This is a genomic window from Adhaeribacter terreus (assembly GCF_042657365.1).
GTDB classification, from domain to species: Bacteria; Bacteroidota; Bacteroidia; order Cytophagales; family Hymenobacteraceae; genus Adhaeribacter_A; species Adhaeribacter_A terreus.
In genome coordinates, this window is record NZ_JBHSKT010000001.1 from 708041 (window position 1) to 719056 (window position 11016).

The 11016-nt window shown below is 45.4% G+C and carries 14 protein-coding genes; 5 read left to right on the forward strand and 9 right to left on the reverse strand.

The window, feature by feature from the left end; genetic code table 11:
* Positions 1 to 30 precede the first annotated feature (30 nt).
* Together ACFPIB_RS02860 and ACFPIB_RS02865 are read right to left on the reverse strand one after the other, a co-directional pair.
* Positions 31 to 393 carry a four helix bundle protein gene (locus tag ACFPIB_RS02860; protein WP_378015911.1) on the reverse strand — a complete coding sequence of 121 codons (363 nt, stop codon included), beginning with the start codon at positions 391 to 393 and terminating at the stop codon, positions 31 to 33.
* A gap of 119 nt (positions 394 to 512) precedes the next feature.
* Entirely contained in the window at positions 513 to 2354 is a 1842-nt protein-coding gene (locus ACFPIB_RS02865) for a methylmalonyl-CoA mutase family protein (protein WP_378015912.1), read from the reverse strand.
* A gap of 58 nt (positions 2355 to 2412) precedes the next feature.
* Here ACFPIB_RS02865 and ACFPIB_RS02870 point away from each other — a divergent pair, with 58 nt between their 5' ends.
* Positions 2413 to 3216, forward strand: a complete 804-nt coding sequence (locus ACFPIB_RS02870) for a DUF72 domain-containing protein (RefSeq protein WP_378015913.1) — start codon at positions 2413 to 2415, stop codon at positions 3214 to 3216.
* A 139-nt stretch (positions 3217 to 3355) separates the two neighbouring features.
* On the opposite strand, the gene ACFPIB_RS02875 is transcribed toward ACFPIB_RS02870, so the two are convergent.
* Entirely contained in the window at positions 3356 to 3568 is a 213-nt protein-coding gene (locus ACFPIB_RS02875; protein WP_378015914.1) for a hypothetical protein, read from the reverse strand.
* Positions 3569 to 3895: 327 nt separating this feature from the next.
* On the opposite strand from ACFPIB_RS02875, the gene ACFPIB_RS02880 reads away from it, so the two are divergent.
* The 3 genes from ACFPIB_RS02880 (at position 3896) to dnaA (ending at position 7167) form a co-directional block, all read left to right on the forward strand.
* Positions 3896 to 4708, forward strand: coding sequence for a 5'-nucleotidase C-terminal domain-containing protein (locus ACFPIB_RS02880; protein ID WP_378015915.1), 813 nt, complete (start codon positions 3896 to 3898; stop codon positions 4706 to 4708).
* Positions 4705 to 5640 carry a bifunctional metallophosphatase/5'-nucleotidase gene (locus ACFPIB_RS02885; protein ID WP_378015916.1) on the forward strand — a complete coding sequence of 312 codons (936 nt, stop codon included), beginning with the start codon at positions 4705 to 4707 and terminating at the stop codon, positions 5638 to 5640. The genes ACFPIB_RS02880 and ACFPIB_RS02885 overlap by 4 nt, the downstream gene beginning before the upstream one ends.
* 102 nt (positions 5641 to 5742) lie before the next feature.
* Positions 5743 to 7167, forward strand: a complete 1425-nt coding sequence (gene dnaA, locus ACFPIB_RS02890; protein ID WP_378015929.1) for a chromosomal replication initiator protein DnaA — start codon at positions 5743 to 5745, stop codon at positions 7165 to 7167.
* 170 nt (positions 7168 to 7337) lie between these two features.
* Here dnaA and ACFPIB_RS02895 read toward each other — a convergent pair whose 3' ends face one another.
* From ACFPIB_RS02895 to ACFPIB_RS02915, 5 genes are all read right to left on the reverse strand, one after another.
* Positions 7338 to 7847 (reverse strand): immunoglobulin domain-containing family protein, encoded by a 510-nt coding sequence (locus ACFPIB_RS02895; RefSeq protein WP_378015917.1) that lies wholly within the window; start codon positions 7845 to 7847, stop codon positions 7338 to 7340.
* A 133-nt stretch (positions 7848 to 7980) separates the two neighbouring features.
* Positions 7981 to 8259 (reverse strand): hypothetical protein, encoded by a 279-nt coding sequence (locus ACFPIB_RS02900; protein WP_378015918.1) that lies wholly within the window; start codon positions 8257 to 8259, stop codon positions 7981 to 7983.
* 79 nt (positions 8260 to 8338) lie between these two features.
* Positions 8339 to 8467 carry a hypothetical protein gene (locus tag ACFPIB_RS02905; protein ID WP_378015919.1) on the reverse strand — a complete coding sequence of 43 codons (129 nt, stop codon included), beginning with the start codon at positions 8465 to 8467 and terminating at the stop codon, positions 8339 to 8341.
* Between the two features lie 38 nt (positions 8468 to 8505).
* Positions 8506 to 8991, reverse strand: coding sequence for a hypothetical protein (locus ACFPIB_RS02910; RefSeq protein WP_378015920.1), 486 nt, complete (start codon positions 8989 to 8991; stop codon positions 8506 to 8508).
* Between the two features lie 80 nt (positions 8992 to 9071).
* Positions 9072 to 9512, reverse strand: a complete 441-nt coding sequence (locus ACFPIB_RS02915; RefSeq protein ID WP_378015921.1) for an OsmC family protein — start codon at positions 9510 to 9512, stop codon at positions 9072 to 9074.
* A gap of 188 nt (positions 9513 to 9700) precedes the next feature.
* Between ACFPIB_RS02915 and ACFPIB_RS02920 the strand changes: the two genes are divergently transcribed.
* Positions 9701 to 10729, forward strand: a complete 1029-nt coding sequence (locus ACFPIB_RS02920; RefSeq protein ID WP_378015922.1) for a tetratricopeptide repeat protein — start codon at positions 9701 to 9703, stop codon at positions 10727 to 10729.
* A gap of 58 nt (positions 10730 to 10787) precedes the next feature.
* Here the strand turns inward: ACFPIB_RS02920 and ACFPIB_RS02925 are convergent.
* A partial coding sequence (locus tag ACFPIB_RS02925) for a transposase (protein ID WP_378015923.1) occupies positions 10788 to 11016 on the reverse strand: 229 nt, incomplete at its 5' end.

Genomic DNA, 11016 nt, shown 5'->3' on the forward strand with positions numbered 1-11016 from the left:
CGATATTCGATTGTTCGACTTTTATTAATGTTACTTCGGACTTTTCATTATAGTCATCCGGAAACTGTTCAGCATTCGCTGTGTTTTATCGGTTTTTTCAAGTAAAATGGTAGCGTTTTCCGCCGGTATAAATCCAAAGGAATTTGCCAGTATGATCTGCGTTTCCAGTTCAAAAGCGGAGCCTAAAGCGATATTTAAGAATTGGGCAAAATCTTTATCTGTTCCTCTCCCGGAGCCTTCCGCAATATTGGAAGGAATAGATACGGCAGCCCGGTTTATCTGGGACGTTAAGCCAAACTTCTCTTCCGTCGGAAATAGTTTAGTGGTTGCATAAACTGCTTTCGCCAGTTCCATCGCTTCCTGCCAGACTTTCAGTTCTTTAAATCTATGCATGATTTCGATTATTAGATTTTTCGATATTCGATTTCTCGATTTTTTAAAGCGTAAACCTTCAATTTATTTTCAATCCAATTCGTTCAGTCGAAAAATCGAATATCGAACAATCGAACAATCTAATCCAGCGGTTCGTCTTCCAGCAGCACTTTTTTCTGCACGCAGTTTACGATCGAGTTAATGTCGCAGCCCTGGAAAATGTACTGGTCGAAACCTTTCTCCATCATTTCGTCTTCCATGTGCTGTGGCGTAGCGGCCATGATCAGCACCGGTTTGTGCGAATTATTCCTGATCCTGGTGGTAAGTTCCTGGTTGAAATGCAGGTATTGCTCGTCGGAGCCGGAAAGCACCATTACTTTGGAATCGTTGTTTTGCAGGGCTTCGGCAGCATCTTCGGTATTTTCAAAATGCAACACGTGCGTATCGAAATTGGCGCAATCGAAGAATTCTTTGGCGAAAGAAGCATGCATGTGTTCGTGCAGTTTGGTGCCGATAACCGCAATCAGGGCCCGCGCTTTTTTCTTCTTTTTCTGGAAGTGCATTTCCGATGCCAAGCGCATAATCTCGAATGGGTAAGCGGCGCGGTTGGTATCGTAATATTTGCTCTGCATCAGGCGTTCCGGGTCGAAATCTACTTTTTCGCTGGCATTCGGGTATTTGTTGGTACCTACCAGAATTTGCTCGCGGTTGGTTAGTGCCTTGAATTTCTGCTCGGTAATTTTTTTGATCTCGCAGGAAATAAATTCGCTTTCCAGTGCTTTTTTAAAGCCGCCTTTACCTTCCAGCACCTGAAAATATTCCCAGGCTTTTTCGGCCATTTCTTTGGTTAAGCTTTCTACATAATAAGAACCGGCCGCCGGATCTATGGCTTTATCTAAATAAGCTTCCTCTTTCAGAATTACGGAAATGTTGCGCGAAATACGTTCCGAAAAATCGTCGGGCGTTTTGTAAAGTTTATCGAAAGGCGCAATGCTAAGCGAATCGCAACCGCCTAAAACGGCACTCATGGCTTCGGTAGTACCGCGCAGCAAATTTACGTGCGGATCGAAAACCGTGTGGAACCAGCGAGAAGTAGAAACGTGAATGCGTAAGCGGCTGGCAACTTCGCCGTGCAAACCGTAGCTGCTCACAATGGCGCTCCAAAGCAACCGCAAGGCCCGCAACTTGGCAATTTCGAAGAAATAATTCGTGCCCGCCGTTAAATGGAATTGCATGCGGCTGATCACTTTTTCCGGCGCAATGTCGTGTTTTTCGCAGTACTCTATTACGCTAACGGCAGCACTTAAAACCAGCGCAATTTCCTGGGTAAGCAAACAACCGTAGTTGCTGCATTGCTGCCCGCTGATGGCAATAGGGTAGAGGTTCGGCGCATCTTTTACCAGGTCCAGCATTTCCGGAAGGCAGGAATAAGGCGGCAGATGAAACGGCTCATCGTCTATCGGTTCGAAATGAATAAAACCGCGCAGCAAAGCCAGATCGTAATTGTTCTGTCTGGCGCAGTCGAGGTACTGTTTCAGGTACGTTTCCGGCGCCACCGGGAAGGTGAAGCTGATAAAAGCACCGTGCATTACTGACTTGGAAAACAAATAACCGAAATCGAAATCTACCGGCTCTTTCAGAATAAAATGAATACCGGTCGCGCCGCGTTCCAGGGCCGCAGCTGCCTTGTCGATCGACGGTTGACTTTCGCGGCGTACGTAGATCGTCTGCACGTTGTCCCAATGATTATCGCGGGCTTTGGTGGTGCGTACAAACGGAAAATCGTCGGGCTTTGAAGCCAGATTGGCCGGCAGGTCCTGGCGCGAATAAAAAGGTTTAACGGTTATGCCTTCGTCGGTTTGCCACAACAGGGAATTATAGGCGCCGTCGCGCAGGTCTTTGCGGATGCGTTCTTCCCAGGTTTCGGCGTTTACCGGGGTAAATTCATTAAAAAGAGGCGTTTCAGATTTCGCTTCGTTCATAATATACTCGTTTTTCGGAGGGTAAAGATACGGTTTTTGCGTTGCTATGATTTAAAATTTGCCAAAAATCGGCAGTTTGCGGCAGGGTTCCGTAAAAAGCGGCAAAGCACTTTTTTACATGAAAACCATACCGAATTTATACATAGGCACCTCCGGCTGGAGTTATCGCTGGAAAGGCGTTTTCTACCCGGAAGATCTGCCCAGCGCCGATTTTCTGCCATATTACGCGCAGCATTTCAACACCACCGAAATAAACAGCAGCCACTACCACTACACCATGGCCAAAACCATAGAAAAATGGCTGGCCATTACCCCGCCGGAATTTAAGTTTGCCGCCAAGTTTCACAAGGAAATTACGCACGTAAAACGCCTGGCAAACGCGGAAGCAGAAATTGAAAAGTGGATGAGCCGCTATTTATTAATGGGCGAAAGATTAGGTCCGGTGCTGGTGCAGATCCCGGCGAGTTTGAAATTTGACCGTCCGCTGGCCGAAGATTTTTTCCGTGTGCTTCGCGATAAATATCCGGAACAGATCTTTGCGTTTGAAGTGCGGCATAAAAGCTGGCTAGAAGAAGAACCTATAGACCTGCTGCGCGACTACGAAATAACCTTTGTAATTGCCGATTCGCCGCGCTGGCCAAAACTTGATATTACTACCACCGATAATGTGTATTTGCGTCTGCACGGCCAGGAAAGATTATATTCCGGCCCTTATTCCGACGATGCTTTAGAACGCTACGCCTTTATGATAAACGACTGGCTGCTGGATGAAAAACAGGTTTGGGTTTATTTCAACAATACCATGTTTGGTAATGCGGTTACAGATGCGAAACGCTTGCAGGAAATGTTGGAGAATTTGTGAAGTGATAACCAAAAACGCTATGCTTTTAGCCCGAAAAAGTGAAGGTTTGAAATACCTTTATTCAAATTCATAAATCATGCACGCAATTAATTAAAAAAAACCGGGAGCAATCTGCTTCCGGTTTTTTTGTGTCGTGTGCCTAGCGGAGTCGTTTGGATTTGTGCATTCCTTCGCCGGCAAACATGCTTTTTTTAGGAATTCTTTTCTTGGAAACAGTACGTTTCGATTTGTGTTCGCTGTAAGTTATTTTGCCTTTCGGCACGTTGGAGTGTTTTCTTTTTTTATCGCCTTCATCGGCGTGGCTTAACGTAATGCTGAGCATAAAAGTAAGCGCCAGGAGTAAGGTTTTCATAGCAGAGTTTCGTTTAGATATTTTGTGTTTTTATAAGCATCGGTTTTATTTGATGTAATACAATGTTAAATGTAATAATTGTCTTTTTATTTATTATTGGACATTTTAGTTTGTCTTTTTATGTACGCAGGCTTTAAAACTATGGTGATAAGAATTGACTTATTTAAAGAGGAAATTTCTGCGGTGCAATGGTTTTCCCGGAAAAAGCCACTTTGACTTTTAGCGGGCAAAACGGTAGCGTTTTTAGCCGGAAAACTCTGAAAAAGATGAGAATTGGTTTCTGAAAGCAGAACATCGTACCTTTGTTTTCCAAATCCTGCAGAATTTATGCGCATTCAATCTTTAAAAACATTTTTACTCTGCCTGACCGTTGGCATTTCGGTAAGTTGCCAGCGCACCTGGCACGCAGATCCGGCTTTGCAGAAAACGCTGTTAGGCGTAAGCGAAACCATTACCGCCGACGCACAGACCGAAAAAATGATTGCTCCTTACCGGGCGAAGGTTACCAAACAAATGGCCGAAGTAATTGGCGTAGCGCCCGTTTCCCTCGAAAAGTTAGCGGTAGAATCGCCGGCCGGAAATTTTGTGGCCGATCTGCAGCGCATACAAGCCGAAAAGCTGACAGGCAAACCCGTAGATATAGGGTTGATGACTGCGGGCGGCGTACGCACTCCAATTCGGCAGGGCAACCTGACAGTAGGCGATATTTTTGAACTGATGCCTTTTGAAAATGAACTGATGGTAATTACCGTGCCGGCCGTGGTGGTAAAGCAACTTTTAATTTTCGCTGCGCAGCCACACATTTACGCGCTGGCACCCAAAACGATTTCCACTTCCAACGTTACTTACCAGATCCAGAATAACCAGCCGCAAAACATTATGATCGGCGGCCAGCCTTTCGATTCTACCCGAACTTACACCATTGCTTTATCCGATTACCTGGCAAAAGGCGGCGACAACCTGGAGTTTATTAAAAACCAGGTAAGCTCGCAGAAAGCCGGCATGTTGCTGCGCGAAGTCATCATAAAACACATTAAAGAACTTACCGCCGAAGGCAAACCGGTAGAAGCCAGCGTAGAAGGCCGCGTGCAGGTTATTGTTCCAACCACCATACTCACCCCAGTAGAACCAAAGCGATGAATAGAAGAGAATTTCTCCGGAATAGTTTAGTGGGCGCTGCCGGTTTAAGCCTGTTGGGTTTGCCATTTTCTGCCGATGCGCGGCCTAAAAACAAAAAACTCGTAATTCTGCATACCAACGACACGCATTCCCGCATCGATCCTTTTCCGAACGATGGGCGCGCGAACGGTGGTATGGGCGGCATGGCGCGGCGCGCGGCACTTATCAAACAGATCCGGGCGAAAGAAAAAAACGTGCTGCTCTTAGATTCCGGCGATATTTTTCAGGGCACACCGTATTTTAATTTCTTCGGCGGCGAACTGGAATATAAACTCATGAGCCAGATGGGTTACGATGCGGCTACGCTTGGTAATCATGATTTCGATAACGGCCTGGCTGGTTTGCAAAAGCAATTACCGAACGCCAACTTTCCATTCCTCACGGCCAATTACGATTTTTCCGAAACCATTCTGAAAGACAAGTTCCAGCCTTACAAAGTTTTCGTGAAAGATGAGCTGAAGATCGGGGTTTTCGGGCTGGGAATTGACCTGCGAGGTTTGGTAGGAGCCGATATGTATGGCAAAACCGTTTACCTCGACCCGGTGGCAAAAGCCAAAGAAATGGTAAAGATTCTGCGCTACGAGCAGGAATGTAATCTGGTGATCTGCCTTTCGCACTTGGGTTATAAATACGATACCGATAAAATAGACGATCGTAAACTGGCTGCGCAGGTTGGCGGCATTGACCTGATCTTAGGCGGACACACGCATACTTTCCTCGAAAAACCCGATGCAATTATCAGCCCGGGCGGCGAAGAAACGCTCATAAACCAAGTTGGCTGGGCCGGTATCAATTTAGGCCGTATCGATTTTGAATTCAGTGCCGAACGCAAGAAAAAAGGCTACGCAGCTACGGTTTTACCGGTGCACGAACGAACTGCAATAACTTCGTAAACGAAAAGTTTTTTGTTTAAAATTATTTACTCATTTTTGTAGTCCTTCCGAAAATTTCGGAAGCGAAATCCACTCAGAAGAAAGAAGAACGCAGCGATGTTGATGGTTAAGGACGCTACCACTGTATGGAGTAATTGTTTACACGTGATAAGGGAAAATATTGGCGAGCAGAGCTACAAAACGTGGTTCGAACCCATTGTACCCACTTCACTGGTAAATAACGTCCTGACGATTCAGGTACCGAGCCAGTTCTTTTACGAATGGCTGGAAGAACACTATGTGGGTATTCTGAAGAAAGTGATCTTTCAGGAACTGGGCAGCGATGGCCGCCTGGAATACTCTATTATTGTAGACCGCGGAAACGCAGCGAATAAACCGCAAACGGTAAACCTGCCAACCAAGAAAATTCCGCAGGCGGTTGTAAATTCTTATCAGCCGGAACATCATGTTTTGCGCAATCCCTTCGATTCCAAAACAATAGACCGCAATTACCTCAATTCGCAGCTCAATCCAAATTACGTTTTCGATAATTACATTGAAGGCGATTGCAACCGCTTGGCGCGCTCTGCTGGTTTTGCAGTAGCCAATAAACCGGGCACTACTTCTTTTAACCCGTTAATGGTTTATGGTGGGGTAGGGCTTGGCAAAACGCACTTGGTGCAGGCCATTGGTAACCACATTAAAAGCCACGCGCCGGAGAAATTTGTGCTCTACGTTTCGTCCGAAAAATTCGTGAACCAGTTCGTAGAATCTGTGAAAACGAACAGCATGCAGGATTTTGCCAACTTCTATTTATTGGTAGATATTCTGATCATAGACGATGTGCAGTTCCTGAGCGGAAAAGAAAAAACCCAGGAAATGTTCTTCCATATTTTCAACCATTTGCACCAGAGCGGCAAGCAGATCATCATGACTTCTGATTGTCCGCCGCGCGATCTGAAAGGTTTGGAAGAACGTTTGCTTTCGCGTTTTAAATGGGGCCTGACCGCCGACCTGCAAAGCCCTGATTTCGAAACCCGTATGGCGATCATTCAGAAGAAAATGCAAAGCGACGGGATTGATATTCCGGATAACGTAATTGAGTACCTGGCTTACAGCGTAGATACCAACGTGCGGGAACTGGAAGGCGTACTGATCTCTTTGATTGCGCAAAGCAGCCTGAACCGCAAGGAAATTGACCTGGAGCTGGCCAAAGGTGCGTTAAAACACATTATTGAAGACGTTGAAACGGAAGTAAACCTCGATTTCATTCAGAAAACCGTTGCCGAATATTTCAACGTAACGCTGGATTCTTTAAAAGCCAAAACCCGCAAAAAAGAAATTGTAACGGCCCGCCAGGTGGCTATGTATTTCGCCAAAGAATACACCAGCCATTCGCTTAAATCCATCGGTTACCACTTCGGCGGCCGCGACCACAGTACGGTAATTCACTCGGTGCAAACCGTTTCCGATCTGATCGATACCGATAAAAAATTCAAAGCTTCTATTCAGGAATTGCAGAAGAAATTTAAGAGCAAGAATTCGTAAGTTCGAAATTTGATTATTCGAAAACAAAAAACGCTATACTTTTGGGCTTGAAAAGTATAGCGTTTTTTGTTTCCTAAATCGCTACTCAGACTTTTTTCATACAAAACCCTACCGTTTTAAAACAAAAATCCCCGAAATATTTCGGGGATTTTTGCTCTAACCAAAAAAAATCATTGTGCCGGAATTGTATTGCCTGGGAATAGAATATCGATGATCTCGCGCGGTACTGATTTGGGCTTTTTCGCTTCTTCCTTCCGCCAGTCGTATTGCGTATCGTAAGCCTGGTTGCCGTGAATGATAAAAGCGCCATCGGTAATAGGGGCGTTTGGCGGGTAACCATAGGCTACCGGCGCCGGTTGCTGCCCGGGAGGGCGGCCCGGATACCAGATGCGGTAAGTGCCGGCCGGCGGATAATGCCCCGGTGGTACTTTAAAATGATGTGGGTTTGCGTGCGGGAATTTGTTAGCGCCTTTATTTTTGGTTTTATAAGCTTTAGCAGTTTTGCCTTTTTTACCAGCGTTCACCGTCGGCGGATTCGTAACCTGGTTTTGGCTGTAATGCTCTTTGTGCTTGCCTTTTTCGTTTCCATTGCCTTTGCCTTGAGCCAGTAATTCAGCGCCGGAAAACAGCAACACGCCGCATGAAAGTAACAGCGAGCCTATGGTAAGTTTATTTTTCATGGTTTTAGCGGTTTGTGAACTTTCGTTCCTTTTTCCTCCTGAATACAAGCTTTGTGCCATAATTCTGAAGAAAAAAACGCTATACTTTTTGCGTAAAAAAGTATAGCGTTTTTTTAGCCCTAAAGCCAACAATCTATAAACTGATGTTGATAGAAGGGCGGGGGCGCGGTGCCGGCTGTACGATCACTACTTTTTCGCGGTAGATATGGTGCGCGCCGTGGTGGCAATGCACATTGCAGTAGTGTTTCGGTTTTTTGTGATAATGCTGGTGGTAGTCGTTGTGGTAGTGGCCTTTACCTTTGCCATGCCCTTTGCCGTGGCCATGACCATGTCCGTGATCTTTAGCAGAAGCCTGGAATGCAAGCGCAGAAAATAAAATTAAGCCGGAAGCGAATGATAGAAATGCTTTCATTTTTCGTTAGCTAGGTGAAACGTGGGATAAGACCGCGGGTTTGCAATATTCATGCCACAGGTTTCGTAACCCGGAAACGCTAATCGAAAAGTTCGGAAATAAGTTTGGCGCCGCCGAAGAAAATAAAAAGCCAGATCAGACCTTTAATAAAGAAAAACAGAAAACCGGCAATGCCCAGTTTTTTCATCCGATCTTTAAATTTCGACATGGCTTTTTGTAAGTATTTCTTTACGCTACAAACGCAGTTTATTTTGCAATAGTATTAGCGGAAAACGCGAAGCGGTGGCGTTCCGACATCAGTTGCAGTTTTTCTTTCACCAGTTCAATATTCTTGCGGCGTTTCAAAGATTTCAGGTCCATGGTTTCCTGTTCTCCATTTTTCAGTTTAAAACGCAGCGTAGTGGGCAGGATCTGGAGCGAGGCCACATCGTCGAAGGCAATAACCTGTTTGGGGCGGAAATGGCCTTTTTTCTGCACAATGTAAGCCGGTGTAATTTCTAAATAACTCTGTGTGCCAAAAATAGACGTGTTTTGCGCCAGAATATAAAGCAGGTACAAAAATGCCAGCACCAGGAAAACGATGTGCAGGTAACTGCGGTCGTTGGTATCAGATTCGGTAAAAAGCAGGGCGCTGCCGTAAGCCAGCCAGAAAAAAACGATGGCTAATTGTACGCCAAACGAAATACGCGAATTTTTTAAAGGGCGAATACCAACCCGCAACAAAGACCTCATACCAGAGAATGATCAAGATTTAGAAGGCGAAGGTATAAAAAAATAACGGCAACTTTAATAAGTTGCCGTCTTGAAATTGCTTATTCGTCGCCGGAAAGGCTTGCAGTAACCGTAACTTCCGGAATACTACGCAGTGCCCGGCTTATCGGGCAGTTTTGCTTGGCGTCCTGCACGTGTTTCTGAAAATCGGCTTCCTCAATGTTTTCTACCGTGGCATTGGTCGTCAGTTCAATTTTTGTGATCAGCGGACCGGTTTCATCTTTGCCCAGCGTTACTTTAGCTTCGGTTTTAATGTGCTTCGGAACGTGGCCGTGTTTTTCCAGAAGGCTGCTCAGAAACATCGAAAAACAACCCGCCAGTGCACCACCAATAAGTTCTTCCGGATTCGTACCCGATTTATCGTCTTCGAAACGCGAACCGAACGAATATGCCGCATTCAGAGCGCCGCTTTCGGTAGAAATATTGCCTTTGCCTTCTTTCAGGCCGCCGTGCCATATGGCTTCTGCAGAATGTACTCCCATAGTTTTTTTAATTGCTGAATGTTAGAATTTGAAATATTTATTTGTTCTGAATTTCGGGTTTTGGGTGCAGAAATCATAGCGTTTTTTTGTTTGCTAAGAGCTGCATTGAAGTGAACCTGACAATTTCCGGAAAAACGGCAATAGCTTTAAATCAAGATCCTGCGTATTAATTGCTGAAAGCTGAAACTGTGCATACGAAACAAAAAGCCGCCGGTTATCTGCTGCAATTGTTAATAGGCATTCTTTCATTCAAACGTTTTTCTCTCATGAAACTGTTGTTGCTTTTGGTTGCTGTCACATTTTTTTCAACGGAAGTTTTTGCGCAGTGCGATGACCTGAAACCGATGTACGGCTTTAAATGCGAGAAAACGGCGGAAATGCGCAAAGCCGATGAAGCCTTTCTGAATGCTGCTACCAAACAATATGGCTCTGCCGATTCGGCTGCGCGGGCTTATTTACGCATGGGCTGGAAAAATTTTCAGAACCGCAACGAAGCCTCCGCCATGAAAAACCTGAACCAGGCATGGATGCTGAACGCGAATGATCCGGAAATTTATTTTGCTTTCGGCCATTTGGTGCGTTATGCTTTCACGAAGAATGCGCCCGAAGCCGGCAAATATTACCAGTTAGCCCGCGACCGCGACCCGAAACACAATGCCGAAAAAATAAGCTACGCCCGATTAATTGCTGCCCTGGAAAATGGTCCTGAGCCGCAAGCTGTGATCGATGCCTGTTCACAACTCATTCAAAGTTTTCCGGAATATAAAAACGGGTTGGGCTACAAAAAGCGGGCACAATATTACACCCAAATGCAAATGCCCGACCGCGCTTTAAAAGACTGGAACGAAGCCATTGCCCTCGAACCCAAAAATGCCGAAAATTATGCCGGAAGGGGTTATGCTTATTTCTGGCTTCAGAAACAGCAACAGGCTTTAGCCGATTATAACCAGGCCATTGCGCTCAAACCCGATTTTGCTGAAGCCTACGCCCATCGCGCGCAACTTTACACCGATTCACTGGTGCAGTTAAATACCGCCCTTGCTGACATCGATAAAGCCCTGCAACTGGACACTAAAAAACCGGAATTCTACCGCACTAAAAGCAATATCCTGTTTAAGCAAAACCGAAAAACCGAAGCTTGCGATTGCCTGAAAAACGGTATGGCTAAAGGCCTGAAAAGTCTGGAAGAAGACTACAAAGAACGATGCGGAAAGTAGTGAATTGCTGATTGCTAACTGATAATTGGGAAAATGTAAGAAACTGTTTTAAAAGCCATTAGCAACGTTTAAGCATTACTGAGATCATTGCTATATATACCATCGATTGGCTGTTCATTCTGTTCTTCTCATAATCTTTATTCAGACGCCTTGCATGCATCATCCAGGCAAATGTTCTTTCTACCACCCATCTCCAGGGTAATACCTTAAACCCTTTCTGATCATCGTTTCTTAAAACCACCTGCCAGCACCAGCCCCACAGCTTTTTTACAAACCCTTTCAGGTCA

What these genes read in the sequence shown, in the direction of transcription:
- ACFPIB_RS02860 (WP_378015911.1), bottom strand. Translation starts at nt 393, where the DNA reads ATGCATAGATTTAAAGAACTGAAAGTCTGGCAGGAAGCGATGGAACTG.
- ACFPIB_RS02865 (WP_378015912.1), bottom strand. Translation starts at nt 2,354, where the DNA reads ATGAACGAAGCGAAATCTGAAACGCCTCTTTTTAATGAATTTACCCCG.
- ACFPIB_RS02875 (WP_378015914.1), bottom strand. Translation starts at nt 3,568, where the DNA reads ATGAAAACCTTACTCCTGGCGCTTACTTTTATGCTCAGCATTACGTTA.
- ACFPIB_RS02880 (WP_378015915.1), top strand. Translation starts at nt 3,896, where the DNA reads ATGCGCATTCAATCTTTAAAAACATTTTTACTCTGCCTGACCGTTGGC.
- ACFPIB_RS02885 (WP_378015916.1), top strand. Translation starts at nt 4,705, where the DNA reads ATGAATAGAAGAGAATTTCTCCGGAATAGTTTAGTGGGCGCTGCCGGT.
- dnaA (WP_378015929.1), top strand. Translation starts at nt 5,743, where the DNA reads ATGGTTAAGGACGCTACCACTGTATGGAGTAATTGTTTACACGTGATA.
- ACFPIB_RS02895 (WP_378015917.1), bottom strand. Translation starts at nt 7,847, where the DNA reads ATGAAAAATAAACTTACCATAGGCTCGCTGTTACTTTCATGCGGCGTG.
- ACFPIB_RS02900 (WP_378015918.1), bottom strand. Translation starts at nt 8,259, where the DNA reads ATGAAAGCATTTCTATCATTCGCTTCCGGCTTAATTTTATTTTCTGCG.
- ACFPIB_RS02905 (WP_378015919.1), bottom strand. Translation starts at nt 8,467, where the DNA reads ATGTCGAAATTTAAAGATCGGATGAAAAAACTGGGCATTGCCGGTTTT.
- ACFPIB_RS02910 (WP_378015920.1), bottom strand. Translation starts at nt 8,991, where the DNA reads ATGAGGTCTTTGTTGCGGGTTGGTATTCGCCCTTTAAAAAATTCGCGT.
- ACFPIB_RS02915 (WP_378015921.1), bottom strand. Translation starts at nt 9,512, where the DNA reads ATGGGAGTACATTCTGCAGAAGCCATATGGCACGGCGGCCTGAAAGAA.